Genomic DNA, 25,761 nt, shown 5'->3' on the forward strand with positions numbered 1-25,761 from the left:
CACCTCGAGGCCGCCCGTGCGCGACGCGGCAACCGGTCCCGCCACCGCGCCGGCGCGCGCGACCCCGCCGGAGGAGCTGACCGTCGTCGACGCCGCCTCGGCGGCGAGGGCCGCCGCACCGCCGGTCGCCGCGAACGAGGCCGCGGCGCAGGCCCAGTCGCCGGCCGAGTTCACCGTCATCGACGCCAAGACCGGCGACGTGTCCAACCTCGCGACCCGCTTCGTGAAGTTGCTGTCGCCGCGGTCGTCGTCGGCGGCCGGAACGGCCGGGGCGATGACGATCGGGCGCGCCCCCGAAAACGACATCGTGGTGTCCGACGTGTTGGCGTCGCGCCAGCACGCGACGCTGGTGCCGACGGCGCTCGGCACCGAGATCCGCGACAACAGCATCAACGGCACCTTCGTCAACGGCACCCGCGTCGGGTCGGCGATCCTGTCCGACGACGACGTCGTCACCATCGGCAACGTCGACCTGGTGTTCCGCAACGGCACGCTGACCAAGCGCAGCGAGGCCGCGTCGCGCACGGGCGGCCTCGAGGTGCGCAACGTCAAGTACGTCGTGGACAACGGCAAACAGCTGCTCGACGACATCTCCCTGACCGCGCGGCCCGGCACGCTGACCGCGGTGATCGGCGGATCCGGGGCCGGCAAGAGCACCCTGGCGCGGCTGATCGCCGGCTACACCACGCCCAGCTCGGGGTCGGTCACCTTCGAGGGACACAACATCCACAGCGAGTACGCGTCGCTGCGCAGCCGGATCGGCATGGTGCCGCAGGACGACGTGGTGCACCGCCAGCTGACGGTCAACCAGGCGCTGGGTTATGCCGCGGAGCTGCGGCTGCCGCCGGACACCAGCAAGGCGGACCGCGCCAAGGTCGTGGCCCAGGTGCTCGCGGAACTCGACCTGACCAAGCACGCCGAGACCCGCGTCGACAAGTTGTCGGGCGGCCAGCGCAAACGCGCCTCGGTGGCGCTGGAGCTGCTGACCGGACCGTCGCTGCTCATCCTCGACGAGCCCACGTCGGGCCTGGACCCGGCACTCGACCTGCAGGTCATGACGATGCTGCGCCAGCTCGCCGACGCCGGCCGCGTCGTGTTGGTGGTGACCCACTCGCTGTCCTACCTCGACGTCTGCGATCAGGTGCTGCTGATGGCGCCCGGCGGCAAGATCGCCTACTGCGGGTCGCCCGACGACATCGGCGACGCGATGGGCACCACGAACTGGGCGAAGATCTTCACCAACGTCGGCGCCGACCCCGAGGAGGCCAACCGCCGGTTCCTGGCGCAGGCCGAGGCGCAGCGACGGCCGCAGAAGCTCGCCCCGGCGCGGGCCGACGAGCCCGAGGACCTGGGCGAACCGGTGCACACCAGCGTGCGGCGGCAGATCTCGACGATCGCGCGGCGCCAGGTCCGGCTGGTCGTCGCCGATCGCGCGTACTTCGTCTTCCTGGCGCTGCTGCCGTTCATCCTGGGTTCGCTGTCGCTGACCGTCCCCGGCAGCAACGGTTTCCACGCCCCCGGCCCCGGCGCGGGGACGCCCGACGAGGCGGCGCAGATCCTCGCGTTGCTGCTGCCGGCCGCGGCGTTCATGGGCACCGCGCTGACCATCCGGGATCTGGTCGGCGAGCGGGCCATCTTCCAGCGCGAGCAGGCGGTCGGCCTGTCCACGTCGGCGTATCTCATCGCCAAGGTCGCGGTGTTCTGCGGGTTCGCGATCCTGCAGTCGGTCATCGTCACCGCGATCGTGGTGGTCGGCAAGAGCGCCCCGACCCGCGGCGCCGTCCTGCTGGGCCATTCGACGTTCGGCGCGGTCGTGGAGCTGTTCGCCACCGTCGCCGCGACCTGCGTGGCGTCGGCCATCCTCGGCCTGGCGATCTCGTCGCTGGTGCGTTCCAGCGAGCAAATCATGCCGTTGTTCGTGGTGGCCGTCATGGCGCAGCTGGTGCTGTGCGGCGGGATGGTGCCGGTCACCGGGCGGCTGGGCCTCAACCAGCTGTCCTGGGTGATGCCGGCGCGCTGGGGTTACGCGGCCGCCGCGTCGACGGTCGACCTGCGCCACCTGGTGCCCGACAACCTGCTGTCGCAGGACCGGTTCTGGCAGCACACGCCGAAGGTGTGGCTGCTGGATCTGGGCATGCTGGCGGCGCTGTCGCTGTTCTACGCCGGTTTCGTGCGGTGGCGGATCCGGTTGCGCCGCTGAGCGGCCCGCCGGGGTCGGCGGTAGGGTGGGCAGCATCCACCCGCCCAAGCACGAGACCTTCGACGTAGCGGCCCGCACCAACACCGACCCGAAGGGCATCGTGCGGGCCGTCGACGAATACGTGGTCCGGCCGTGGGGCCTCTACGTCGCCCGACCCACCCCGGGCCGCGCCCAATTCCACTACCTCGAATCGTGGCTGCTGCCGTCACTCGGGCTGCGCGCCACGGTGTTTCACTTCAACCCCGGCCACGAACGCGACCACGACTATTACCTCGACGTCGGTGACTACTCGCCGGGTACCGACGTCTGGCGTTCCGAGGACCACTACCTCGACATCGAGGTGAGCACCGGCCGCGGGGCGCGCCCGGCCGACGTCGACGAGCTGGTGGACGCGGTGCGCCACGGCCTGCTGGCGCCGGAGGCCGCCGAGCGGGCGGTGCGCCGTGCCGTCGCGGCCGTCGACGGGCTGGCCCGCAACGGTTACGACCTGTGCCGCTGGCTAGCGGCCGCCGGCATGGAGCTGACCTGGCGCGACCGGGCCTGACGCGGGGGCGCGCGGCTCAGCCGAGCGGCACCTTGAGCACCGGCGCGGTCGTCGGGTGGGCCGAGCCCGTCCCGGGCTCGACGGTGATCGCGAACGCGGTGCTGGGCCCCAGGTCCGACAGCACCGCGGTGGTCGAGGGCTTGACGGCGGCGGCGTCCATGGTGCCTGCGGGTCGTGGGCCGTTCTCGCCGAGCAGCCACATCTCGTACACGGTTCCCGGACGGGGCGGCGCCACGTCGTTCATCACCACCACCGCCGCGTTGCGCTGCCGGGAGAACAGCACGGTCGCGGTGCCACCCGACGGCAGCGGGGCGGTCGCGGCGTGCACGTCGGGGGCGGCGAAGACGTGGTCGGCCGCCGACGGCGTCGGGGCGGACCGCAACCCCAGGGTCACGCCGGTGGCGATCACCGCGGCGAGCAGGGCGGCGGCCGCCGCGAGCAGCGGTGCGCGCCAACGCCGTACGCGGGGCGGGGTGGGTTCGACCGCCGCCATGACCGTGGCGCGCAGCGGCGCCGGTGGCTCGAGCGCGGTGTGCGCCGAGACGACGGCCATCGTCTCGCGGACCGCCTGCACCTCTACCCAGAACGCCTGCCCCACCGATGCGGGCGCCGCCGCGACGCGGTGCTCGATGTCGGCGCGTTCGTCGTCCGTCACGGCGTCCAGCGCGTAGGCGGTGGCCAGGTCCAGCAGCGTGAGATCGGCCGGGTCGCTCATCGCACATCCAAACAACGACGAAGGTTCCGCAAGGCGTCCCGCATCCGCGATTTGACGGTGGACGGGTTCTGCGCGAGGCGCTGGGAGACCTGAGCATATGTCAGGCCCTGGTAGTAGGCCAGTTCGATGCACTGCCGCTGCGCGTCGGTCAACCCCGCCAGGCAGTTGACCACGCGATCCCGCTCGTCGCGGCTCAGGGCCGCGTCTGCGACGACGTCGCGGGCGCGTTCCACGTCCCGGGCGCCGTACCGCGAATCCCGGTCAGCGGCAGCCTGTTCGGAGCGCACTCGGTCGACGGCGCGGCGGTGCGCGATGGCCAGGATCCAGGCCACCGCGCTACCGACCCCCGGGTCGTAGGCGCCGGCACCGCGCCACACCTGCAGGTACACCTCCTGCGTCGTCTCCTCGCTGTATCCCGGGTCGCGAAGGACCCGGAAGACCAGGCCGAACACGCGGGCGCGGGTCAGGTCGTAGAGCTGTCCGAAGGCGTCGACGTCGCCGTCGGCGACGCGGCGCAGCAACTCGTCGAGTTGGCCGCCCGTACGCGCCCTACTGCCCATGGCGCGATAGCGTAACGACTCCCGCGGCGCACCGTGCGGCCACGCCGAGGACGCCGCGCCGGGCGCCGGTGCGTCGGCGAGAGACTCCATCGACGGTATTCGAGGCCACCGGCGCGGCCGACGGCGCGAAATTCGATGCACGCACGGCCCGTCCACGCCCGCTCGGCCTCCGAATGCCCTACGAGCGACCTTGACGCGGCGGCGTGGCCGCCGAAGACGAAGGAGTCGAACGCGATGATGAACGCTCGGGCACGGCGACACGTCGCCACCGCTGCTCAACAGCGTCCTCACGTGAAGGTCCAGGACGCGGGGCTCGTGTGCGGCGGGGTGCACACAGCCCACGCGACGGTGTACATGACTGACACCGTGTTGATGCCCCCGGGGCAGTAAGCGGGAGCATCAGCCAGAGGCGGTCGGGCGGGGGCCCGGCCGCCTTTGCGCGTCCGGGGCCCGCTTCCGTTCAGCCTCGCGGTGCCCTCACGGCGTCCAGCCGGTCGCCTCGGCCCACTCCCACGCCCGCCGGTAGGCCTCGGCGAACCAGGGCTCCTTGGCGTCCGCGTACGCCGCGGCGTCGCCGCCCGCGCGCTCCTGCGCGGCCTGCTTGACGGCCAGGTACGCCGAGCGGGCCTGCGGGTCGGCCCTCAGCCAGTCGGCGAACAACAGCGCGAACCGCTGGTTGGGCCGACCGTCCACGCGCAGGTGCACGTTGGTCGGGCGGCCCGGATCGGCCGATCCATGAATCCGCTTCTGCCACAGCGCCGCATCGCCGGTCCTGACGACGTCGGAGGTGATGCCCGCCAGCCGCGGATATCCGGCGGACAGCAGCGGCTCGGCGAGTTCGGTTGCGACGTCGAGGGATTCGACGGTGACCTGCACGTCGATGACGTCCTTCGCGGGAAAGTCGGGCACGGCGGTCGACCCGATGTGGTCGACACGCAACGCCCGATGCCCGCAGGCGGTCTTCAGCCGGTTGACGATGCGCTGCGCCTGGTCCGGCCACGTCGGGTCGGGCGGCACCAGCCGCGCGGGCGCCCGGGCCACCTGCTGCGCGCTCAGGTTGTGCGCGAACGGCAGTACCCGCTCGTTCCATACGTCGCGGGCCCGGCGCACCAGATCGTCCCGGCTGCCGGAGTTGTCGAGCCAGACGTCGGCGACGGCGCGCCGCTGTTCGTCGCTGGCCTGCGCGGCGATTCGGGCGCGAGCGTCCTCCTCCGGCATGCCGCGCTGGTCGATCAGCCGCCGCAACCGGACCTCGACGTCGGCGAACACGATGACGACGAGCGGGAACAGGGGCGCCATCCCCGATTCCACCAGGAGCGGGATGTCCTCGACGACCACGGAATCGTCGGGCACCGAGGCGATAATCTCCGCGCGGCGCCTGCCCACCAGCGGGTGCACGATGCCGTTCAGCGTCTTGCGCGCCTCGTCGTCCCGGAAAGCCTTGGCGGCCAAGGCCGGCCGGTCCAGTGATCCGTCGTCGAGCAGGATGTCGGCGTTGAAAGCGTCGACCAGCGCCGCCAGGCCTTCGGTGCCCGGCTGGACCACCTCGCGAGCGATGACGTCGCCGTCGACGATCACCGCACCCAACTCGGCGAAGGTGGCCGACAGGGCGGATTTCCCGGCGCCGATGCCACCGGTCAACCCGATACGCAGCATCGGAGGTTAGGCGTTACCGGCGAGCTTCTCCCGCAGCGCGGCCAGCTGCGCATCGCTGGCCAGCGAGCCGCCGGCCTTCTCCGCGGGCGCGCCGCTGCTCGACGACTGGTCGCCGACACCGTGACCGGCGGCCTCCGCCTCGGCGAACTTCTCCATCTGGGCGGTGTGCATCTTGTGCCGGCGCTCGGCCTCGGCGTAGCGCGCCTCCCACTCGGCCCGCTGCTTCTCGAAGCCCTCGAGCCATTCGTTGGTCTCGGCGTCGAAGCCCTCGGGGAAGATGTAGTTGCCCTGGTCGTCGTAGCTGTCGGCCATGCCGTACTTCGCCGGGTCGAACTCCTCGGTGTAGTCCTCGTTGGCCTGCTTGAGCGACAACGAGATTCGACGCCGCTCCAGGTCGATGTCGATGACCTTGACCATCGCGTCGTCGCCGACGGCGACCACCTGGTCGGGAACCTCGACGTGCCGCTCGGCCAGCTCGGAGATGTGCACCAAGCCCTCGATGCCCTCCTCGACGCGGACGAACGCGCCGAACGGCACCAGCTTGGTGACCTTGCCCGGCACGATCTGACCGATGGCGTGGGTGCGGGCGAAGTGGCGCCACGGGTCTTCCTGGGTCGCCTTGAGCGACAACGAAACCCGCTCGCGGTCCATGTCCACGTCGAGGACCTCGACGGTGACCTCGTCGCCCACCTGGACCACCTCGGACGGGTGGTCGATGTGCTTCCAGGACAGCTCCGAGACGTGCACCAGGCCGTCCACACCGCCGAGGTCGACGAACGCGCCGAAGTTGACGATGGAGGAGACGACACCCTTGCGGATGGCGCCCTTTTGCAGCTGGTTGAGGAACTCGCTGCGCACCTCGGACTGGGTTTGCTCCAGCCAGGCACGGCGGCTCAGCACCACGTTGTTGCGGTTCTTGTCCAGCTCGATGATCTTGGCCTCGATCTCCTTGCCGATGTACGGCTGCAGATCGCGGACGCGGCGCATCTCGACCAGCGAGGCGGGCAGGAAGCCGCGCAGCCCGATGTCGAGGATCAGGCCGCCCTTGACGACCTCGATGACGGTGCCCTTGACGGCCTCGTCCTTCTCCTTGAGCGCCTCGATGGTGCCCCAGGCGCGCTCGTACTGCGCGCGCTTCTTGGACAGGATCAGGCGGCCCTCTTTGTCCTCCTTGGTGAGGACCAGGGCCTCGACCTCGTCACCCACGGAAACGACCTCGCTGGGGTCGACGTCGTGTTTGATCGAGAGCTCGCGGGCGGGGATGACCCCTTCGGTCTTGTAGCCGATGTCGAGGAGCACCTCGTCCCGGTCAACTTTGACGATCGTGCCCTCGACGATGTCACCATCGTTGAAGTATTTGATCGTTTTATCGATTGCTGCGAGAAAATCCTCGCTGGAGCCAATGTCGTTGACGGCTACTTGCGGCGAGGTGACGGCGGGACTCGGCATATTGTTGGGTTGCTCCGGACAGCTTGGGTCGTAGGGACAATTTAAGGATTTACCCGTCGAGGCTACTCGACCCGAACACGCTGGACAAACCGCCCCGTCACCCGAAATGCGGTGCACCACCCTTTTCGGCCCGCTCACGCCGCGAAATGAGGGGTCGCGCCGCGCTGAGCGGCGCCGATATCGGCGCTTGCCGGCGCGGCGGACGGCCGCAATTCATCCGTTGTTCACCGGCGTCGGGCCGGTGACCCCGGCCACCCGCGCGGGGCGGCGGACGGCCGGGGTCGGCCGGCAACTAGGTCTTGTCGGGGTCGAAGGCGTCCTTGATCTTGCCGACCACGCCCTTCTCGGTCCCGAATGCGGGCGTGCGGGCCTCGCCCCAGCTGCCGTCGTAGGTGACGTAGAGCTTCGGGTCCGGCGGCGGGCCGTGCTGCAGGTCTCCCAGCGGCGTGGTGTCCGTGCGGAACCGGTTGACGTGGCTGCCGTCGGGCGCGGTGCCGAAGGCCCACCGGCCCTTGTCGGAGTCCGCGCCGTCGGACAGGTGCCACAGCTCGCTGGCGTGCTCCTGGTACTCCTCGTCGAAGAGGTCGTTCGGGGCCACCACGCCCTCCAATCCGTCGGCCTGCAGTTCCTCGATCGCGGCCAGCCACATGTTCTGGTGATAGGTGTCGCGTGCCAGGTTGAACTTCAGCATCGCCTTGACGCCCGGGTCGTCGGTCATGTGCCACAGCCGCGCGGTCTGCACCCGGCCCTGCGCCTCGGCGGCGACGTTGGCGTAGAAGTCGGCGAGCAGATTGCCCGACGCCACAACGTATTTGCCGTTCCAGGACTGCCCTTGGCTGTCCGAGAGGGTGGGCGCCCCACCGGAGACGATCGCCTGCTGGGGGTCCATGCCGCCCATCACCGCGGCGACCACCGGGTCGCCCAGCGCGTTCTTGGTCGCGTCCGTGGCGGGCGCGCCCTCGAGCAGCCGCGCGATCATGGTGGCGATCATCTCGACGTGGCCGATCTCCTCGGTCGCCACGTCCATGATCAGGTCCTTGTACTTGCCCTTCATGCGGCAGTTCCAGCCCTGCATGAGGTATTGCATGGTGACGGTCATCTCGCCGAAGGCGCCGCCGAGCAACTCCTGCAACTTGCGCGCGTAGACCGGATCCGGCTTCTCCGGCTTGACGTCGAACTGTAGATAATCGGTATGCCTGAACATGAAAACCCCTTGGTGACAATGAAATTCGGATCGGCGCACACGGCCGAGAACTCCGCACGGTGCTGTACGGGGCTACAGACCGCGATACCCGAGGTGAGGTAAGGGAAACCTTCTCTCTTTAAGAAAACTTGACCGCGTTTAGCCACGCCCGCCGGGGGAAGACGTCCGCGACGGAGGCACAGACCACATGACATCTTTGGCACAGCAGAGCCTCGCCGAGTTGGGCGGCTCGCACAGCATTCTGGCGCGCCAGAAGCGCGATCACATCGAACTCGACCGGCTCATCCGCGCGGTCGACGCCTCGCACGGGGCGCAGCGCGCCGAGCAGCTGAACCGCCTGTGCCGGTTGGTCTTTACGCACGCCTTCGCCGAGGAGTCGGTGCTATGGCCCGCGATTCGGCGGTCATTACCGCAGGGCGAGCGGCTGACCCTGCAGATCGAGCGCGAGCATCAGGAGATCAACGAGCTGTTCACCGAATTGGAGACGTTGGACGTGGACGGCCCGCGATTCGACGAGCTGTGGCGGCGCGCCGTCGGCCTGATGCGTGACGACGTGCGCGACGAGGAAGACGAGTTGCTTCCCCTGTTGCAGGAGGCGTCGTCGCACCGCGCGTTGATTCTGCTGGGCTGGGCGTGGGAAGCGGTGCGGCGCACGGCACCGACGCGGCCGCACCCCGTGGTGGCCCGCCGGCCGCCGGGCAACGCGCTGGCCGCGACGCCGCTGACGATCCTCGACCGCAGCCGCGACAGGCTGGACCGGTCCAGCCGCCGGGCCGGCGGCCGGGCCGGCGGACTCAGCGCCTCGGTCAGTCGGGCGTTCGCACGGGTAGCCGGGGCGATCGAGCACGTGCCGCCGCTGACCCGCGGCGAGGACCCCAGCACCCATTCGGGGCGCACGTCCTGATCGCGCCGGCGCGCTAATGCGCGGCGGCGTCCCAGGAGCGGCCGTATCCGACGGACACTTCCAGTGGCACGTCGAGCGGGTAGGCGCCGCCCATCTTCTCCCGGGCCAGCGCCTCGACCTGGTCGCGCTCGCCGGGCGCGATCTCGAACAGCAGCTCGTCGTGCACCTGCAGCAGCACCCGCGAGGACAGGCCGGCGTCCTTGATGGCCTTGTCCACCTCGACCATCGCCACCTTGATGATGTCGGCCGCGCTGCCCTGGATGGGCGCGTTGAGGGCGGCCCGCTCGGCGGCCTCGCGCACCTGCCGGTTGCTGCTGTCGAGTTCGGGCAGGTAGCGCCGGCGGCCGAAAACCGTTGAGGTGTAACCGTCTTTGCGGGCCTGCTCGACGACGTCGAGCAGGTAGTCACGCACCCCGCCGAAGCGGGCGAAGTACTGGTCCATCTGGACCTTGGCCTCCTCGGTGGAGATCTTGAGCTGGGCAGCCAGCCCGAACGCGCTCAGGCCGTAGGCCAGCCCGTAGGACATGGCCTTGACGCGGCGCCGCAGCTCGGCGGTGACCTCCTCGATCGGCACGCCGAATGCCCGCGAGGCGACGAAGGAGTGCAGGTCTTCGCCGGTGTTGAACGCCTCGATCAGGCCCTCGTCCTTGGACAGGTGCGCCATGATCCGCATCTCGATCTGGCTGTAGTCGGCGGTCATCAGTTCCGCGTAGCCTTCGCCCACCACGAAGGCGTCGCGAATGCGCCGGCCGGCCTCGGTGCGGATCGGAATGTTCTGCAGGTTGGGCTCTGTCGACGACAAGCGGCCGGTCGCCGCGATGGTTTGGTTGAACGTGGTGTGGATGCGCCCGTCGGAGGCCACCGAGTTCAGCAGCCCGTCGACCGTCACCTTGAGCCGGGTCGCGTCGCGGTGGGCCAGCAGGTGCTGCAGGAACGGGTGGCCGGTCTTGTCGAACAGTGATTGCAGGGCGTCGGCGTCGGTGGTGTAGCCGGTCTTGGTGCGTTTGGTCTTGGGCATCTCCAGCTCGTCGAAGAGCACCGTCTGCAGCTGCTTGGGTGAGCCCAGGTTGATCTGCTTGCCGATCACCGCGTAGGCCGCCTCGGCCGCGTCGCGAATTTGGTGCGCGAAATCGCTTTGCAGCTCGCTCAATTGCGCCAGATCGATCGCGATGCCGGCATGCTCCATGCCGGCCAGCGCCCGCTGCACCGGCAGTTCCATGCCGCCCAGCAGCGCCGTGGAGTTGATCCGGGCCAGCTCTTCGTCGAGCGCGTCGGCCAGGTCCAGCACCGCCACGGCCCGCAGGATCAGCGTCTGCACCGCCTGGTCGTCGGTGCCGTCCGTGTCGTCGAGTAGCGAAAGCTGTTGCTGCTCGGGGTTTTCCGCGCGCAGTTCACGCCGCAGGTAGCGCAGCGACAGGTCGTCGAGGGAGAAGCTGCGCTGCCCGGGGCGCACCAGGTAGGCCGCCAGCGCGGTGTCGGACGTGACGCCGTTAAGCGTCCAGCCGCGGCCCGCCAGGTCGTGCATCGCCAGCTTGGCCTCGTGCAGCGCCTTGGGCGGGCCGGGATCGGCCAGCCAGGACGACAGCGCCGCCTCGTCCTCGGGATCGAGCTGGGAGGTGTCGATGTAGCGGCCCTCGCCGTCGGCGGACACGATGGCCAGCGCGGTCGCGTCGGCGTCGTAGGCCAGGTGGGTCCCGACGACGGCCAGTCCGAACCGCTTGCCCGAGCTGTGCTCGGTCAGCCACACGGCCAGCTCGCCGGGCTCCAGCGCGCGGCCCCGCACGTCGAACCCCTCGTCCACCTCGGGCTCCACGGCCGCCAGGGTCTCGAACAGCCGGTCGCGCAGCACCCGAAACTCGAGGTCGTCGAAGAGCCGGTGGATCTGGTCGCGGTCCCACGGCTGCATCCGCAACGTGTCCGGGGTCTGCGCCAGCGGCACATCCTTGACCAGCTCGGTGAGGTCGCGGTTGAGGATCACGCCGGCCAGGTTCGCGCGCAGCGCGTCGCCGACCTTGCCGCGCACCGAGTCGACGTTGTCGACCAGGCCCTGCAGGGAGCCGTACTCGCTGATCCACTTCGACGCCGTCTTCTCCCCCACGCCCGGGATGCCGGGCAGGTTGTCGCTGGGATCGCCGCGCAGGGCGGCGAAGTCGGGGTACTGCGCCGGCGTCAGGCCGTATTTCTCGACCACCGCCTCCGGCGTGAAGCGGGTCAGTTCGCTGACGCCCTTGCGCGGGTACAGCACCGTCACCGTGTCGCTGACCAGCTGCAGCGAATCGCGGTCGCCGGTCACCACTAGCACCCGGAACCCCTCGTTCTCGGCCTGGGTCGCCAGCGTCGCGATCAGGTCGTCGGCCTCGAATCCGGGCTCGGCGAGCACCGTGATGCCCAGCGCCGCGAGAACCTCCTTGGTGATGTCGATCTGCCCGTGGAACTCGTCCGGGGTCGACGACCGGTTGGCCTTGTACTCGGGGTACCGCTCGGAGCGGAAGGTCTGCCGGGACACGTCGAACGCCGCGGCGACGTGGGTGGGTGCCTCGTCGCGCAGCAGGTTGATCAGCATGGCGGTGAACCCGTAGACCGCGTTGGTGGTCAGGCCGCCGCGGGTCTTGAAGTTTTCCGCGGGCAGCGCATAGAACGCCCGAAACGCCAACGAATTGCCGTCGAGCAGCATCAGCGTCGGCGTGGTCTCTTCCTCGCCGGCCTTTCCACTGGCCTTTTCACTGGCCTTCGTATTGGCCTTGCTGGCGGGTTTCGTCGCGGGCACGGCTTTCACTCTAGGCACCCATGCCGACGCTCCCCCGCGCCAGCGCGGAACTGCAACACGTTTCAGTTTTGCGCCCGGGCTGGGTACGCTGGGCCGGTGTCAGAGGTCACCCGACAAGAACCGGCGATCGACGGATGGTTCACCACCGACGAGGCCGGCGCCCCGCACCTGATCGGTGCGAAATGCCCGCAGTGCGCCACCTATGTGTTCCCGCCGCGGGAGAACAACTGCCCGAATCCGGCCTGCGCCAGTGACACGCTGGAGCCCGTCGCGTTGTCGACGCGCGGCACGCTGTGGAGCTACACCGAGAACCGGTACGCCCCGCCCCCGCCCTATCCCGCGCCGGACCCCTTCGAGCCGTTCGCCGTCGCCGCGGTGGAGCTGGCGCACGAGGGACTGATCGTGCTGGGCAAGGTCGTCGAGGGGACGTTGGCCGCCGACCTGAAGGTCGGCATGGAAATGGAGTTGACCACTATGCGGCTGTACACCGACGACGATGGCGTGGAGCGCATGGTGCACGCGTGGAGGATCCCGGCATGAGCACCCCCGAACCGCTGTACATCCTCGGCGCCGGCATGCACCCCTGGGGCAAGTGGGGCCGGGACTTCACCGAGTACGGGGTGGTGGCCGCCCGGGGGGCGCTCGCCGAGGCGGGGCTGGACTGGCAGCAGATTCAGCTCGTCGCCGGGGCCGACACCATCCGCAACGGTTATCCGGGGTTCATCGCCGGGTCCACGTTCGCGCAGAAGCTGGGCTGGAACGGGGTGCCCGTCAGCTCCAGCTACGCCGCGTGCGCCAGCGGGTCGCAGGCGCTGCAGAGCGCGCGGGCGCAGATCCTGGCCGGCTTCTGCGACGTCGCGCTGGTGATCGGGGCCGACACCACGCCGAAGGGCGCGTTCGCCCCGGTCGGCGGCGAGCGCAAGAACGACCCCGACTGGCAGCGCTTCCACCTCATCGGGGCCAGCAACCCGGTGTACTTCGCCCTGCTGGCGCGGCGCCGCATGGACCTCTACGGCGCGACGCTGGAGGACTTCGCCGCGGTCAAGGTCAAGAACTCCCGGCACGGCCTGCAGAACCCCAACGCCCGCTACCGCAAGGAGGTGTCGGTCGAGGACGTGCTGGCCAGCGCCGTGGTCGCCGACCCGCTGCGGCTGCTCGACATCTGCGCCACCTCCGACGGCGCGGCGGCCCTGGTCGTGGCCAGCGCCGACTTCGCCCGCAAGCACCTGGGCACGCTGGACGGGGTCCCGTCGGTGCGCGCCGTGAGCACCGTCACCCCCCGTTATCCGCAGCACCTGCCCGAATTGCCGGACATCGCAACGGATTCCACCGCCGCGACACCCGCGCCGCAGCGGGTGTTCAAGGACCAGATCCTCGACGCCGCGTACGCCGAGGCCGGCATCGGTCCCGAGGACGTCAGCCTGGCCGAGGTGTACGACCTGTCCACCGCGCTGGAGCTCGACTGGTACGAGCACCTGGGGCTGTGCGCCAAGGGCGAGGCCGAAGGGCTGCTGCGCAGCGGCGCCACCAGCATCGGCGGCAAGGTCCCGGTCAACGCCTCCGGCGGCCTGGCGTGCTTCGGCGAGGCCATCCCGGCCCAGGCGATCGCGCAGGTCTGCGAGCTGACCTGGCAGCTGCGCGGCCAGGCCACCGGCCGGCAGGTCGAGGGCGCCACGGTGGGGATCACCGCCAACCAGGGCCTGTTCGGCCACGGCTCCTCGGTGATCGTCGCCCGCTGAGCGGGCCAGCGGGCCGCCCGGGGTAGTTCAGCGTGCGGCCACGGCGGGAGCCGTCGGCGTGTCGGCGCCGTCGGCGCACACCCAACGCGCCGGACGGCCGCTACTCGTCCTCGCCGCCCAGGGTTTCGAGCACGACCTCGGCGACGCGCTTCATCGTGGTGCGCCGGTCCATGGCGGCGCGCTGGATCCACTTGAACGCCTCCGGCTCGGTCATGCCCTGCTTGGTCTGCAGCAGGCCTTTGGCCCGCTCGACGACCTTGCGGGTCTCCAGCCGGTCGGACAGGCTCGCCACCTCGCGCTCCAGCTCGGTGATCTCGGCGAAGCGGCTGACGGCCAGCTCGATGGCCGGGATCAGGTCGCTGATCGTGAAGGGCTTGACCAGGTAAGCCATCGCCCCGGCGTCGCGGGCGCGCTCCACCAGGTCGCGCTGGCTGAAGGCGGTCAGCACGACGATCGGCGCGATGCGCTTGCTGGCGATTTCCGACGCGGCGTCGATCCCGTCGCGACGGGGCATCTTGACGTCCATGATCACCAGGTCGGGCTGATGGCGCTCGGCCAGCTCGACGGCCTCCTGCCCGTCGCCGGCCTCACCGACGATGTCGTACCCCTCCTCTCGGAGCATCTCGGCGAGGTCCAGTCGGATGAGCGCTTCGTCTTCAGCGATCAGGACCCGGCGCGGCACAGCGGCGTCGGTGTCGGTCGTGGGGCCTGTCATGACGAATATTGTGTCGTGCACCCGCCAGACCAGCGACATCGGGGGCGGTGAGACGGCGCGGGGCGCCTGATCATCTATGGTGGGAGGCTGCTTTAAGGTAAGACGCCGGACACGCCCTCGTATCCCAACTGGCAGAGGAAACGGATTCAAAACCCGTCCAGTGTGAGTTCGAATCTCACCGAGGGCACCACCCGAAGGCAGCGATCACGACGAGCAGTGCGAGGTCTTGATCCGTCCCCGCGGCGCGGCCAGCTTGGCCAGGGCGTCGGCGTTCGCGGCCGCGGTGTCCGGGCCGGAGCCGCCGCGAAATCGGCCGGACGCCGGGTCGAATGCGACGGCCGCGCAGCCGTTGTGGGCCCCCGCGATGGCCTCGCACACGTCACCGGCTTCGGCGGTGCACTGCGCGATCGCGATCTGATTCGCCCCATCCTGGCTGCTTGCGACGCCCCACCCCGCGGCGCGTCCCGTCACCGCCGACACGGCCACGGCGACGAAGTCGTCGTCGGCCCACGCGGACGGCGCCCCGGCCGCGGCCGCGGCGGCCGCAATCACAATGAGCGCGCCCACCCAGCGCGCCGCCGGCCGCGTCGCAGCTGGGGCGGTCATGGGCCCGCCGCGTCTTCGGCGAAGTAGGTGACCTCATACCACCGCCGGGCCGGCTCGACGCTGCCGTCATGGTCGTCGGTCGCGGTGGCGTGCTCGAGCCGGATGTCCGTCAGCTCCGCATTGGACATCCGGATGTGGTCCTCGAGCTGGGCGTCTCGCGCCTCGCCGGTGAGCGCGGCGTCCGCCAGCGCCCTGCCCGTATACCGAGTCCACGCCACGCCACACAGTGTGCACCCGACCCCAACCCCGCTCGGCCCGGGGCAGCGAGCAACCACGCGGGTCGAACGGTGACCGGAGATTCAGTCCTCGACCGAGCGGCCGATGCAAACCTGTTCCGAGGGAAGCAGGTTGAGGTGGGTGGCATCGCTCTGGATGGAATCACCCGTCGTCCGTAACAGCCAATTGCCCCCGCCACAGCCGGCGGCACACCCGTCGGCCAGCAGTGCGGTGCCCGCCAGCACCACCGCGAAGAGCAGCTTCTTCAGACCCGCCATAACCCACCCCTTAGTCCCGGGCAATCACGTGTCAGTACCGATAACGCATGTGTTGAATAACCCCGCTCGCTGTGACGCAAACCACACGATACAAATCGGTAACAGCGGTGGGAAGACCTTTACTTATGGGTATGTAATCGCGCTATTTTGTGTACCCGCAGTATTTAACTAAGGTATGAATTAGCCGCATTTCGCGTACTCGGGGTATTCAATTAATGGCTTGGCTTTCCTCGTTTTTGCGTCCCGGAGGATCACGAGCAGGACGACCCCAAAGGCAAGCTCAGCGGTTACGCTGTGAACGTGGTGGCGAGGAAATGCGGTGCCCCACCCAGCGGGTTGGATGGCTCCGCGAAACGCCCGGACTGCGTCGGGGCCGTGCGGGCGCAGGCCCGCGACCGCACCCAGCACTACGCCGACAGCGCCGCCCGGCGGGCCCGGTTGCTGTCCATCACCGCGTGGCTGGCCGTAGCGGTCAGCGCCAGCTTTGTGTTGCTGCAAGTGGTCACCGGCTCCTGGCTGTGGCAGGTGAGCTCAATCAACATCGCCGCCGCAGTGGTCTTCGCGATCGTCCCGTGGCTGCACAAATTTGGGGACCTGGTCGCGCCGCTGACCTTCCTCGGCGCGGCATACCTCTCGGTCATCGCCAACTGTCTGGACGTGGGCACCGGCGCGGGCACCCAATTCTTCTTTCTGGTGGGCGCCTGCCTGGTGGTGTTGTTGCTGGGCATCGAGCACATCGTGCTGGCGTCCGGCCTGGCGGCGGTGGCCGCGGGGCTGATCATCGCCGTCGAGTTCCTGGTCCCCCGCGACACCGGGTTGCAGCCGAGCTGGGCCCAGTCGGCCGGGTTCGTCATCACGGCGATCTCCAGCGTGGTCATGGTGGTCGTGACGATGTGGTTCGCGCTGCGCGACACCGCCCGCGCCGAGGCGGTCATGGAGGCGCAATACGAACGGTCCGAGGAGCTGCTGGCGAACATGTTGCCGAGCAGCATCGCCGAGCGGCTCAAACAGCCCGACCGCGGTGTCATCGCCGACAAGTACGACGTCGCGTCGGTGCTGTTCGCCGACATCGTCGGGTTCACGGAACGGGCCAGCAGCACGCCGCCCGCCGACCTGGTGCGCTTTCTGGACCGCCTCTATGGCGCCTTCGACGCGCTGCTCGACACGCACGGGCTGGAGAAGATCAAGGTGAGCGGCGACTCCTACATGGTGGTCAGCGGCGTTCCCCGGCAGCGGCCCGACCACGCCCAGGCGCTCGCCGACTTCGCGCTCGACATGGCCGGTGTCGCCGCAGCACAGAAGGATCCGCGCGGCCAGCCGGTCCCGCTGCGCATCGGCATGGCCTGCGGCCCGGTGGTGGCGGGCGTCGTCGGCTACCGCCGGTTCTTCTACGACGTCTGGGGCGACGCGGTCAACGTCGCCGCCCGCATGGAATCCACCGATTCGGTGGGCCGCATCCAAGTGCCCGAGGCCATGTACGAACGCCTGAAGGACGAGTTCGTTCTGCAGGAGCGCGGCCGCATCGACGTCAAGGGCAAAGGCTTTATGCGCACCTGGTATCTGATCGGTCGCAAGGCAATCGAACCAGCCCGCGACGTGCTCGCCGAGGGCTCGCGCCGCGCGCACGTCTGACCTAAGTCCCTGTACCAGAACCCGGGTTTATGCCAGACTGCGGCCATGACTACCTCCCCTGGTACCGCTGAAGTTCCGAGCTTGTTGCCGCACCTGTGGAAATCCGCTCTGCTGTCGGGAATCCTGTCGCTGATCGTCGGCGTGGTGGTGCTGGCGTTGCCCGGCCTGTCCATCCTGGCCGCCGCCATCGCCTTCGGCATCTACCTGCTGATCACCGGCGCCGCGCAGGTCTTCTTCGCATTCAGCCTGCACGTCTCGGCGGGCAGCCGCATCCTGCTGTTCATCAGCGGGGCCGCGTCACTGATCTTGGCGGTCTTGGCATTTCGGCATTTCGGCAAGGACCCGCTCACCGCGATCCTGCTGCTGGCCATCTGGATCGGCATCGGCTTCATCTTCCGCGGCGTCGGGACGACCGTCTCGGCGATCAGTGACCCCCGCCTGCCCGGGCGCGGCTGGAACATCTTCCTCGGGGTGATCACCCTGCTGGCGGGCATCGTTGTCCTGGCGTCCCCGCTGGAATCGATCGGCGCCCTGGCGTTCGTCGCCGGCATCTGGTTCGTGGTGATCGGCGTGTTCGAGATCGTCTCGTCGTTCGGCATCCGCAAGGCGTCGAAGACGCTCGGCGCCGGGGCATAAGCCCACGTAGCGCGCCGCCCCGTCATCTACTACACTATGTCGTAGTTGCCCGTAGGGCCTCAGCGATCTGGGGAGATGACAATGAGTGTCGTCGACATCTCGCGGTGGCAGTTCGGTATCACGACCGTCTACCACTTCATCTTCGTGCCGCTCACGATCGGCCTCGCTCCCCTGCTGGCCGTCATGCAAACGGCGTGGGTGGCCACCGGTAAGACGGCGTGGTATCGCCTCACCAAGTTCTTCGGCAAGCTGTTCTTGATCAACTTCGCCATCGGCGTGGCGACCGGAATCGTCCAGGAATTCCAGTTCGGGATGAACTGGAGCGAGTACTCGAAATTCGTCGGCGACGTCTTCGGCGCACCGCTGGCCATGGAGGGGCTGTTCGCCTTTTTCTTCGAGTCCACCTTCATCGGCCTGTGGATCTTCGGCTGGAGCCGGCTGCCGAAACTTGTTCACCTGGCCTGCATTTGGATCGTCGCGCTGAGCGTCAACGCGTCGGCGTTCTTCATCATCGTGGCCAACTCGTTCATGCAGCACCCGGTCGGTGCGCACTTCAACCCGGCGACGCGACGCGCCGAGCTGGACGACATCTTCACGCTGTTGTCCAACAACACCGCCCGGGCGGCGTTTTCCCACACGGTGGCGGGCGCGTTGCTGACCGCCGCGACGTTCGTCGCCGCGGTCAGTGCGTGGTGGCTGGTGCGCTCACAACGGCGCGGACCCGCCGCCGCGACGGACGCCCGCACCATGTTCCGGCCCGCGGTGATTCTCGGTTGCGGCGTGGCGCTGCTCGCCACGGCCGGACTGTTCTTCACGGGCGACCGCCAAGGCAAGCTGATGTTCGTCCAGCAGCCGATGAAGATGGCATCGGCGGAGTCGTTGTGCGCCACCGCAACCGACCCCGACTTCTCGGTGCTGACCATCGGCACCCACAACAACTGCGGCAGCGTCACCGAGGTGATCAAGGTCCACTACGTGTTGCCGTTCTTGGCCGAAGGCCGGTTGAGCGGCGTGACCTTGCAGGGAGTGAACGACCTGCAGCACCAGTATCAGCAGCGCTTCGGGCCGAATGACTACCGGCCCAACCTGTTCGTCACCTACTGGTCGTTTCGGGCCATGATCGGCTTCATGCTGGTGCCGGTCGCCTTCGCCCTGGCGGCCCTGTGGCTGACGCGCGGCGGCCGGACACCCCGGCAGCGTTGGTTCTCCCGCTTCGCGTTGCTCACCATCCCCACGCCGTTCCTGGCCAACATCGCCGGGTGGGTGTTCACCGAGATGGGCCGCCAACCGTGGGTGGTGGCGCCCAATCCGACTGGCGACCAAGCGCTTCGCATCACCGTCCGCGAGGGGGTGTCGCATCTGCCGCCGGGGCTGGTGGTGACGTCGCTGACGACCTTCACCCTGGTGTATGCGGCGCTGGCAGTCGTCTGGTTCTTCCTGCTGAGGCGCTACGTCGTCGAAGGGCCGCTCGAGCACGACGCCGAACCGGCGCCGCCGCGCGCGCCCAGCGCGGACGAGGTGGCGCCGCTGTCCTTCGCCTACTGAGGCGCGTGCGAGTTTCTGGCCCGAAAGGAGCTGACCGATGGGGCTGCAAGAGTTGTGGTTCGGCGTGATCGGGCTGCTGTTTTTGGGGTTCTTCGTCCTCGAGGGTTTCGACTTCGGCGTCGGCATGCTGATGGAGCCGTTCGCGCGCGTCGGGATCGGCGAGGCCGAGCCGTTGCGACGCACGGCGCTCAACACCATCGGGCCGGTATGGGACGGTAACGAAGTGTGGCTGATCGTCGGCGGGGCGGCCATGTTTGCCGCCTTCCCCGGCTGGTACGCCACCGTGTTCTCCACGCTGTATCTGCCCCTGCTGGCCATCCTGTTCGGCATGATCGTGCGGGCGGTGGCCATCGAATGGCGCGGCAAGATCGACGACACCGGGTGGCGAGGCTGGGCCGACGTCGCGATCGCGACCGGTTCGTGGCTGCCCGCGGTGCTGTGGGGCGTCGCGTTCGCCGTCCTGGTGCGCGGGCTTCCGGTGGGCGCCGACGGCCATGTCCACCTGTCGATCACCGACGTGCTCAACCCCTACACGCTGCTGGGCGGGCTGGCCACCGCCGGGCTGTTCTCGTTCTACGGCGCCGCGTTCGTCGCGTTGAAGACCTCCGGCGCCATCCGCGACGACGCCTACCGCTTCGGGCGGTGGTTGTCCCTGCCGGTCACGGGAGTGGTTGCCGCGTTTGGTCTTTGGACGCAACTGGCGCACGGCAAGGACTGGACCTGGCTGGCGCTCGGGCTGGCCGTGGCGGCGCAGCTGGCGGCGGTGCTGCTGGTCTGGCGGCGCGCGTCGGACGGATGGGCGTTCACGTGTGTCGCGCTGGTGGTTGCCGCCGTCGTCATTCTGCTGTTCGGGTCGCTGTATCCCAACCTGGTGCCCTCGACGTTGAACCCCCACTGGAGCGTCACCATCTACAACGCGTCGTCCACCCCGTACACGCTGAAGGTGATGACGTGGGTGACGGCCTTCATGGCGCCGCTGACCGTCGTCTACCAGGCGTGGTCGTATTGGATCTTCCGGCAACGGATTTCGGCCGACCGCATTCCACCGCCCATCGGGCTGGCAAGGCGCTCGACCTGAGCAACGCAGCGCCGCGCCAAAGCCGGGCACCCTTGGATCCGCGACTATGGCGGGCGTCGGGCGCGGTGCGCCGGTACCTGATCGCCTCGGTCGGTTGCGGGGTGGTGATCTCCGCGAGCGCGATCGGCGCGGCGATCGTGCTGGCCGGCATCGTCGCGCGCGTGGTCGACGAGGCCTCCCGGCGGGACCTTCGCGGCGAGCTGGGGCCCCTCTCGATCCTGTTCCTGCTGTGGGCAATTCGCGCGGGAACGCAATGGCTGGCGGCCCGCCTGGGGCAGCGCGGGGCCAGCGCGGTCATCGCCGACCTGTCGGGTCAGGTGCTGACCGCGGTCACCGCCCGGCCGCCCGGCGAGCTGGCCGCGCAACGCGACACCGCCGCAGTGGTGGCGACGCGTGGGCTCGACGGCCTGCGCGCCTACCTCACCGGCTATCTGCCGACGCTGATCCTCGCCGCGATCCTCACCCCGGCGACCGTCGCCGTGGTCGCGATCTACGACCTGAAATCGGTGGTGGTCGTAGCGATCACCCTGCCGCTGATCCCGGTGTTCATGGTGCTGATCGGCTTGGCGACCGCCGAACGGTCGGCGGCCGCGCTGGCCGCCATCACGACCCTGCAGGCGAGGCTGCTCGACGTGATCGCGGGGATCCCGACCCTGCGGGCGCTGGGCCGCGCCCGCGGGCCGGAGCGCCGCATCGCCGAACTCGCCGCGGCGCACCGGCGTTCGACCATGGCCACCCTGCGGATCGCGTTCCTATCGGCCTTGGTGCTGGAATTGCTGGCGACCCTCGGCGTGGCACTGATCGCGGTCGGAATCGGGCTGCGCCTGGTGTTCGGGGAGATGACGCTGACCGCGGGTCTGACGGTCCTGCTGTTGGCGCCCGACGTCTATTGGCCGCTGCGCCGCATCGGCGTGGAATTCCATGCGGCGCAGGACGGCAGGACCGCCGCCGGGGCGGCGTTCGCGCTCATCGGCGAGCCGCCGTCCCGGCCCGCCCCGACGCGAACCGTCACGGCCCGCGGTGCACCGGTGCGCCTCGAAACGCTCTGCGTGACGGGCCGCGACGGCCAGGCGCCGCACCGGCTGACCGCGGTCCTCCAACCGGGATCCGTCACCGTGCTGACCGGACGCAACGGCGCGGGCAAAAGCACCACGCTGCAGGCCATCGCCGGGCTCACCGTGCCGACGTCGGGCCGGGTCACCGTCGCCGGGGTGGACGTCACCGCGCTGGAACCGGAGGGCTGGTGGCGGCAGCTGTCATGGCTGCCGCAACGCCCGGTGTTGGTGCCCGGCAGCGTCGGTGACAACCTCCGGTTGTTCGGCGAGCTGGACGACACCGAATACGCTTGCGCGGCCTCCGGATTCGACGCGGTGCTGGCCGAGCTTCCCGACGGCCTGCGCACGCCACTCGGGCGCGGCGGCGTCGGGCTGTCGCTGGGTCAGCGCCAGCGGCTGGGGCTGGCCCGCGCGCTCGGCTCGTCGGCCGCGGTGCTGCTGCTCGACGAACCGACCGCGCACCTGGACGCCACCACGGAGCATCGCGTCCTGCGGGCCCTCGTCGAGCGCGCCCGCGGCGGCGCGACCGTGGTGGTCGTCGGCCATCGGGAACCCGTCATCGCCATCGCCGACCAGGTGGTCGGTGTGGTCGCGGAAAGCGGGGTGCGCCGTGCGCCGGTCTGAGGGTGCCCGCGCCGTGGGCGCCGCCGTCATCGACCTGCTGCGTCCGCGGCTGGGACGCGTCGTGGTCGCCGTCGCGCTGGGGGTGTTGTCGCTGGGCAGCGCGCTGGCCCTGGCGGCGGTCGCGGCGTGGCTGATCACCCGGGCGTGGCAGATGTCACCCGTGCTGGACCTGTCGATCGCGGCGGTCGCGGTGCGCACGTTCGCCATCTCGCGCGCCGTTTCGCACTACTGCGAGCGGCTGGCGTCGCACGACACCGCCCTGCGGGCGGCCGGCACCGCCCGGGAACGGATCTATCGCCGCCTGGCGCGCGGCCCGGCCGCGGCGGCGGTGCGGCTGTCCAGCGGTCAGCTGGTGGCGCGGGTGGGCGCCGACGTCGACGAACTGGCCAACGTGCTGGTGCGCGCGATCGTGCCGATGGGTGTCGCGGTGGTGCTCGCCGTGGCGGCGGTAGCGGTGGTCGCGGTCGTCTCGGTGCCCGCGGCGCTGGTGCTGGCGGTCTGCCTGGCGTCGTCCGGCGTCGTGGGGCCGGCGCTGGCGGGCCGGGCGGCGGCCTCGCAGGAAGCCCTTGCGCGCGAACACCTTTCGGAGCGCGACGCGGCCGCCCTGCTCGCGCTCGAGCACGCGCCCGAGCTGCGGGTCGCCGGGCGCCTCGCGGGGGTCATCGCCGAGTCGCGGCGCCGCCAGCGCGCTTGGGGTGCCGCCCTGGATGCGGCCGCCCGGCCGGTGGCCGTGTCCGAGGCCGTGCCCACCGCGGCAATCGGGATCAGCGTGCTGGGCGCGGTCGTGGCGGCGATCGGGCTGGGCCATACCGTCGCGCCCACCACGCTGGCCGTTCTCATGTTGCTGCCGCTGTCCGCGTTCGAGGCCATGACGCCGCTGCCGGCCGCCGCTGTCCAGTTGACGCGTTCGCGCCTCGCCGCCCGCCGGCTGCGCGACCTCGCCCCACCCGAGCCGGGACCCGAGCCCCCGGCCGAGGCCGCGCCGGCGCCCGCGCGCACGGCTCGGTTGTGCGCCGACGTCGTGTCCGGCCACCCGGGCGCTGGCCGTTCGGCCCGCGTGACGCTCGACCTGCCACCCGGCGCCCGACTGGCCGTGACGGGCTCCAGCGGGTCCGGCAAGACGACGCTGTTGATGACGTTGGCCGGTTTGTTGCCCGCGCTGGACGGCCGCGTTGCGCTCGACGGCATCAATGTCGACCGGTGGCGCGAGGCCGAACTACGCAGTGCGGTCTGCTTTTTCGCCGAGGACGCCCACGTGTTCGCCACCACCGTGCGGGACAACCTGCTGGTCGCCCGCGGCGACTGCGGGGACGACGAGCTGTCCGCCGCGCTGCGCGCCGTCGGGTTGGGCGACTGGGTCGCGGGCCTGCCCGACGGCTTGTCGACGGTGCTGACCGGCGGCGCACAAGCCCTCTCGGCCGGGCAGCGGCGCCGGCTGCTGCTGGCGCGCGCGGTGCTCTGCCGGGCGGGAATCCTGTTGCTGGACGAACCCACCGAGCACCTCGACGCGGTGGACGCGCAGCGCGTGCTCCTCGACCTGCTGAGCCCCGGGTCGGCGCTGCTCGGCGCGGACCGTACGGTCGTGGTGGCCACCCATCAGCTGCCCGGCGGCGTCGACTGCCGCGAGTGGCGCATCGACGCGGCCGCACCGGCCGGCTGAGCCCCGTCAGTCGTCGGTGGCCAGCACGTCGCGCACCGCGGCGTCGACGGTGCGCAGCACCTCGGGGTCGATGCCGGCGCGCCCGCGCACCAGGATCGAGGCGTAGTTGGCCGCCGGCAGTCCCTCGGCGGGGCACAACCCGTCGGGCAGCTTCCCGATCATCGGCAGCAGCGCCACCCCCAGCCCGGAACGCACCGCCGCGCACAGGCCGGAAAGGTCACCGCACTCGGCGGCGATCTCGTAGGCAATGCGGCGTTTCTCCAAGATCGCGAAGGCAGGTTCGCGCAGCGTGCAGGGCTCCGAATAAATCACCAGCGGCAACGGGTCGCGAGTCGATGCGGCAAAGCTGCGCGATGAGACCCATTGCAGCCGAACCGATCCCGAGGCGTTGGCGCGGTCCAGCCCGGCGCCGTCGAGCATGATCGCCAGGTCGACAAGCCCGCGGTCGATCGACTCGGCCAACGACACGTTGCGGTCGAGCTTGAAACGCACCCGCCGGTCGGGCAGCCGTTCGCGCAGCACCCCGGTCAGGCCGGCCAGCATCACGTCCGCCCCATGCTCCGTGGCACCGATGGTCAGCAGTGTGTGTTCGGTCGCGCCCAGGTCGTCGAGCGCCGCATCGTGGGCGGCGAGGATCACCCGGGCGTGCCGCAACACCTTTTGGCCGACCTCGGTGAAGATCACCCCGCGACCGGAGCGCTCGACCACGGTCTGACCCACGACGGTCTCGATCCTGCGCAGGTGCTGGCTGACCGCCGACTGGCTCAGGTGCAGCGCGGCGGCGGCGCGGTGAAATCCACCACAGTCGGCCACCGCGACGAGGCTGCGCAGCGGGGCGATGTCCAGAACTTGAGCCACCCCCGCACCATAGTCTGATCAGCGAAGGTGATCAATCAACGGGCAGAAGTCGCGAATCGCCGAAATTCCATCGCGGTGCCGATAAGCAATGCTGATCGGTTGCGATCGCCAATAATCGTTGGACTTGGGCAGCGTTTCCCGCGACCATGGGGACCATGCACTTGCCGCGCATGCCCCTGAGCACCGCCACGGCGATCACGCTGTCCTACGCGGTCGGCTACCCGATCGGCGCGTTGGCGGTGGCCGCGATGACGCCGATGCACGCCCTGGTGCTGCGGTTCAGCCTGGCGGCGGCGATCCTGACCACCTGGAGCGTCGTGGCCAGGGTCCCGTGGCCGCGCGGGGCCCAGTTCGGCCACGTCGTCGTGACGGGCCTGTTGATTCAGGCCGTGCAGTTCTGCTGCCTGTACGAGGCGCTGCAACTGGGCTCCCCCGCCGTGCTGTGCGCCGTGGCCGTGGCGATGAACCCGGTGATCACCGCGATCCTGGCCACGATCTTCCTGCGGGAACCGTTGGGGGCGCAGCGGATTGCGGCGCTGGCGCTGGGCGTGTTCGCGGTGCTCGCCGCATGCGCCAAGCGGCTGATGAGCACCCACGGCGTGGACCCCGTCATCGCGCTGCTGCTGGTCGCGCTCCTGGGTGTGTCGGCGGGCGGCATCTACCAGCAACGGTTCTGCACCGGGGTGGACTTTCGCGCGATGAGCGCGCTGCAGAACGCCGTCGCGCTGATCCCGGCCGTGGCGCTCGCGGCGTTCACGCCGCTGACCGTGCACCATCGCACGCAAGCCGTGATCGCGATCGCGGCCATGGTGTTGCTCAACGCGACGCTGGCCGTCAGCCTCTACGTGCGCGCCATCAACGCTCACGGCGCGGCCGCCGTGGCCATGCTCTTCGCCGTCATTCCGGCCGTCGCCGCCGTGTTGTCGTGGCTGATGCTGGGCCAGCGGCCCGACCTCGGCGTCGCGATCGGCCTGGTCGCCGGCGGGCTGGCGTGCTGGCTGAACAGCCGGGCGACCAACCGGCACCGCCGCCAACTCGCCGCCGCGGAAACGGGGGCGCTGGGCGCCGACGCGCCGCGCGGCGCGATGAGGGCCGCGATCGCGGCATCGCGGCCCTGACG

General features: G+C 70.0%; 23 protein-coding genes, 1 tRNA gene and 1 pseudogene. 14 read left to right on the top strand and 11 right to left on the bottom strand.

Annotated features, from left to right (window positions below):
- Nucleotides 1-2,200, top strand: a 2,200-nt coding sequence (locus A5700_RS12830) for an ATP-binding cassette domain-containing protein (RefSeq protein WP_197504155.1), incomplete at its 5' end; no start/stop codon positions are given.
- Between the two features lie 100 nt (nt 2,201-2,300).
- Nucleotides 2,301-2,744: a DUF402 domain-containing protein gene (locus A5700_RS12835; protein ID WP_068204790.1), complete on the top strand. Its 444-nt coding sequence runs from the start codon at nt 2,301-2,303 to the stop codon at nt 2,742-2,744.
- Between the two features lie 16 nt (nt 2,745-2,760).
- Here A5700_RS12835 and A5700_RS12840 read toward each other — a convergent pair whose 3' ends face one another.
- Both A5700_RS12840 and sigK read right to left on the bottom strand, forming a co-directional pair.
- On the bottom strand, nt 2,761-3,459 hold the full coding sequence (locus tag A5700_RS12840) for an anti-sigma factor (protein WP_068066054.1): 699 nt from the start codon (nt 3,457-3,459) through the stop codon (nt 2,761-2,763).
- Nucleotides 3,456-4,019, bottom strand: a complete 564-nt coding sequence (gene sigK / locus A5700_RS12845) for an ECF RNA polymerase sigma factor SigK (RefSeq protein WP_068204792.1) — start codon at nt 4,017-4,019, stop codon at nt 3,456-3,458. Before sigK ends, A5700_RS12840 begins: the two co-directional genes overlap by 4 nt.
- Before the next feature lie 297 nt (nt 4,020-4,316).
- On the opposite strand from sigK, the pseudogene A5700_RS26110 reads away from it, so the two are divergent.
- Nucleotides 4,317-4,409: pseudogene (locus A5700_RS26110) on the top strand (cell surface protein); the annotation flags it as partial.
- Nucleotides 4,410-4,496: 87 nt separating this feature from the next.
- Here A5700_RS26110 and coaE read toward each other — a convergent pair.
- From coaE to A5700_RS12860, 3 genes are all read right to left on the bottom strand, one after another.
- Nucleotides 4,497-5,675, bottom strand: a complete 1,179-nt coding sequence (gene coaE / locus A5700_RS12850; RefSeq protein WP_068066058.1) for a dephospho-CoA kinase — start codon at nt 5,673-5,675, stop codon at nt 4,497-4,499.
- 6 nt (nt 5,676-5,681) lie between these two features.
- On the bottom strand, nt 5,682-7,124 hold the full coding sequence (rpsA, locus tag A5700_RS12855) for a 30S ribosomal protein S1 (protein WP_068066061.1): 1,443 nt from the start codon (nt 7,122-7,124) through the stop codon (nt 5,682-5,684).
- 292 nt (nt 7,125-7,416) lie between these two features.
- The gene (locus A5700_RS12860) at nt 7,417-8,328 is read right to left on the bottom strand and encodes a manganese catalase family protein (protein ID WP_068066064.1); all 912 of its coding nucleotides are present in this window, start codon (nt 8,326-8,328) and stop codon (nt 7,417-7,419) included.
- Nucleotides 8,329-8,515: 187 nt separating this feature from the next.
- Here A5700_RS12860 and A5700_RS12865 point away from each other — a divergent pair, with 187 nt between their 5' ends.
- Nucleotides 8,516-9,232, top strand: coding sequence for a hemerythrin domain-containing protein (locus A5700_RS12865; protein ID WP_068066067.1), 717 nt, complete (start codon nt 8,516-8,518; stop codon nt 9,230-9,232).
- Nucleotides 9,233-9,245: 13 nt separating this feature from the next.
- On the opposite strand, the gene polA is transcribed toward A5700_RS12865, so the two are convergent.
- Nucleotides 9,246-11,906 carry a DNA polymerase I gene (gene polA / locus A5700_RS12870; protein ID WP_197502728.1) on the bottom strand — a complete coding sequence of 887 codons (2,661 nt, stop codon included), beginning with the start codon at nt 11,904-11,906 and terminating at the stop codon, nt 9,246-9,248.
- A gap of 189 nt (nt 11,907-12,095) precedes the next feature.
- Between polA and A5700_RS12875 the strand changes: the two genes are divergently transcribed.
- Nucleotides 12,096-12,539: a Zn-ribbon domain-containing OB-fold protein gene (locus A5700_RS12875; protein WP_068066072.1), complete on the top strand. Its 444-nt coding sequence runs from the start codon at nt 12,096-12,098 to the stop codon at nt 12,537-12,539.
- Nucleotides 12,536-13,738, top strand: a complete 1,203-nt coding sequence (locus A5700_RS12880) for a lipid-transfer protein (protein WP_068204793.1) — start codon at nt 12,536-12,538, stop codon at nt 13,736-13,738. Before A5700_RS12875 ends, A5700_RS12880 begins: the two co-directional genes overlap by 4 nt.
- Nucleotides 13,739-13,838: 100 nt before the next feature.
- On the opposite strand, the gene A5700_RS12885 is transcribed toward A5700_RS12880, so the two are convergent.
- Nucleotides 13,839-14,453 carry an ANTAR domain-containing response regulator gene (locus A5700_RS12885; protein ID WP_068066146.1) on the bottom strand — a complete coding sequence of 205 codons (615 nt, stop codon included), beginning with the start codon at nt 14,451-14,453 and terminating at the stop codon, nt 13,839-13,841.
- Between the two features lie 113 nt (nt 14,454-14,566).
- Here A5700_RS12885 and A5700_RS12890 point away from each other — a divergent pair.
- Nucleotides 14,567-14,643 (top strand) — tRNA-Leu (locus A5700_RS12890).
- A 14-nt stretch (nt 14,644-14,657) separates the two neighbouring features.
- Here A5700_RS12890 and A5700_RS12895 read toward each other — a convergent pair.
- The 3 genes from A5700_RS12895 to A5700_RS12905 all read right to left on the bottom strand — a co-directional run bounded on the left by A5700_RS12895 (nt 14,658) and on the right by A5700_RS12905 (nt 15,553).
- Nucleotides 14,658-15,059: a DUF4189 domain-containing protein gene (locus A5700_RS12895; RefSeq protein ID WP_068066075.1), complete on the bottom strand. Its 402-nt coding sequence runs from the start codon at nt 15,057-15,059 to the stop codon at nt 14,658-14,660.
- A complete protein-coding gene (locus A5700_RS12900) occupies nt 15,056-15,277 on the bottom strand; it encodes a hypothetical protein (RefSeq protein ID WP_068066078.1) in 222 nt (73 codons plus the stop codon). The genes A5700_RS12895 and A5700_RS12900 overlap by 4 nt, the downstream gene beginning before the upstream one ends.
- 81 nt (nt 15,278-15,358) lie before the next feature.
- Nucleotides 15,359-15,553 (bottom strand): hypothetical protein, encoded by a 195-nt coding sequence (locus tag A5700_RS12905; protein ID WP_068066081.1) that lies wholly within the window; start codon nt 15,551-15,553, stop codon nt 15,359-15,361.
- A 300-nt stretch (nt 15,554-15,853) separates the two neighbouring features.
- Here A5700_RS12905 and A5700_RS12910 point away from each other — a divergent pair, with 300 nt between their 5' ends.
- The 6 genes from A5700_RS12910 (at nt 15,854) to cydC (ending at nt 23,783) form a co-directional block, all read left to right on the top strand.
- Complete coding sequence (locus A5700_RS12910) at nt 15,854-17,185, top strand: adenylate/guanylate cyclase domain-containing protein (RefSeq protein ID WP_068066149.1); 1,332 nt, start codon at nt 15,854-15,856, stop codon at nt 17,183-17,185.
- A 45-nt stretch (nt 17,186-17,230) separates the two neighbouring features.
- Nucleotides 17,231-17,821 (top strand): HdeD family acid-resistance protein, encoded by a 591-nt coding sequence (locus A5700_RS12915; protein ID WP_156671210.1) that lies wholly within the window; start codon nt 17,231-17,233, stop codon nt 17,819-17,821.
- Between the two features lie 81 nt (nt 17,822-17,902).
- Nucleotides 17,903-19,366 carry a cytochrome ubiquinol oxidase subunit I gene (locus A5700_RS12920; protein WP_068066092.1) on the top strand — a complete coding sequence of 488 codons (1,464 nt, stop codon included), beginning with the start codon at nt 17,903-17,905 and terminating at the stop codon, nt 19,364-19,366.
- A gap of 37 nt (nt 19,367-19,403) precedes the next feature.
- On the top strand, nt 19,404-20,444 hold the full coding sequence (cydB, locus tag A5700_RS12925; protein WP_068066098.1) for a cytochrome d ubiquinol oxidase subunit II: 1,041 nt from the start codon (nt 19,404-19,406) through the stop codon (nt 20,442-20,444).
- A 65-nt stretch (nt 20,445-20,509) separates the two neighbouring features.
- A complete protein-coding gene (gene cydD, locus A5700_RS12930) occupies nt 20,510-22,123 on the top strand; it encodes a thiol reductant ABC exporter subunit CydD (protein WP_068066101.1) in 1,614 nt (537 codons plus the stop codon).
- Nucleotides 22,110-23,783: a thiol reductant ABC exporter subunit CydC gene (cydC, locus tag A5700_RS12935; RefSeq protein WP_156671211.1), complete on the top strand. Its 1,674-nt coding sequence runs from the start codon at nt 22,110-22,112 to the stop codon at nt 23,781-23,783. The genes cydD and cydC overlap by 14 nt, the downstream gene beginning before the upstream one ends.
- 6 nt (nt 23,784-23,789) lie before the next feature.
- Here the strand turns inward: cydC and A5700_RS12940 are convergent, their stop codons facing one another.
- Entirely contained in the window at nt 23,790-24,641 is an 852-nt protein-coding gene (locus A5700_RS12940) for a LysR family transcriptional regulator (RefSeq protein ID WP_068066104.1), read from the bottom strand.
- A gap of 170 nt (nt 24,642-24,811) precedes the next feature.
- On the opposite strand from A5700_RS12940, the gene A5700_RS12945 reads away from it, so the two are divergent.
- Nucleotides 24,812-25,759, top strand: a complete 948-nt coding sequence (locus A5700_RS12945) for a DMT family transporter (RefSeq protein ID WP_082960341.1) — start codon at nt 24,812-24,814, stop codon at nt 25,757-25,759.
- Nucleotides 25,760-25,761 lie beyond the last annotated feature (2 nt).

This window comes from Mycobacterium sp. E1214, from assembly GCF_001666755.1.
Taxonomy (GTDB): Bacteria; Actinomycetota; Actinomycetes; order Mycobacteriales; family Mycobacteriaceae; genus Mycobacterium.

What these genes read in the sequence shown, in the direction of transcription:
- A5700_RS12840 (WP_068066054.1), bottom strand. Translation starts at nt 3,459, where the DNA reads ATGAGCGACCCGGCCGATCTCACGCTGCTGGACCTGGCCACCGCCTAC.
- sigK (WP_068204792.1), bottom strand. Translation starts at nt 4,019, where the DNA reads ATGGGCAGTAGGGCGCGTACGGGCGGCCAACTCGACGAGTTGCTGCGC.
- coaE (WP_068066058.1), bottom strand. Translation starts at nt 5,675, where the DNA reads ATGCTGCGTATCGGGTTGACCGGTGGCATCGGCGCCGGGAAATCCGCC.
- rpsA (WP_068066061.1), bottom strand. Translation starts at nt 7,124, where the DNA reads ATGCCGAGTCCCGCCGTCACCTCGCCGCAAGTAGCCGTCAACGACATT.
- A5700_RS12860 (WP_068066064.1), bottom strand. Translation starts at nt 8,328, where the DNA reads ATGTTCAGGCATACCGATTATCTACAGTTCGACGTCAAGCCGGAGAAG.
- A5700_RS12865 (WP_068066067.1), top strand. Translation starts at nt 8,516, where the DNA reads ATGACATCTTTGGCACAGCAGAGCCTCGCCGAGTTGGGCGGCTCGCAC.
- polA (WP_197502728.1), bottom strand. Translation starts at nt 11,906, where the DNA reads ATGCTGCTCGACGGCAATTCGTTGGCGTTTCGGGCGTTCTATGCGCTG.
- A5700_RS12880 (WP_068204793.1), top strand. Translation starts at nt 12,536, where the DNA reads ATGAGCACCCCCGAACCGCTGTACATCCTCGGCGCCGGCATGCACCCC.
- A5700_RS12885 (WP_068066146.1), bottom strand. Translation starts at nt 14,453, where the DNA reads ATGACAGGCCCCACGACCGACACCGACGCCGCTGTGCCGCGCCGGGTC.
- A5700_RS12895 (WP_068066075.1), bottom strand. Translation starts at nt 15,059, where the DNA reads ATGACCGCCCCAGCTGCGACGCGGCCGGCGGCGCGCTGGGTGGGCGCG.
- A5700_RS12905 (WP_068066081.1), bottom strand. Translation starts at nt 15,553, where the DNA reads ATGGCGGGTCTGAAGAAGCTGCTCTTCGCGGTGGTGCTGGCGGGCACC.
- A5700_RS12915 (WP_156671210.1), top strand. Translation starts at nt 17,231, where the DNA reads ATGACTACCTCCCCTGGTACCGCTGAAGTTCCGAGCTTGTTGCCGCAC.
- A5700_RS12920 (WP_068066092.1), top strand. Translation starts at nt 17,903, where the DNA reads ATGAGTGTCGTCGACATCTCGCGGTGGCAGTTCGGTATCACGACCGTC.
- cydB (WP_068066098.1), top strand. Translation starts at nt 19,404, where the DNA reads ATGGGGCTGCAAGAGTTGTGGTTCGGCGTGATCGGGCTGCTGTTTTTG.
- A5700_RS12945 (WP_082960341.1), top strand. Translation starts at nt 24,812, where the DNA reads ATGCCCCTGAGCACCGCCACGGCGATCACGCTGTCCTACGCGGTCGGC.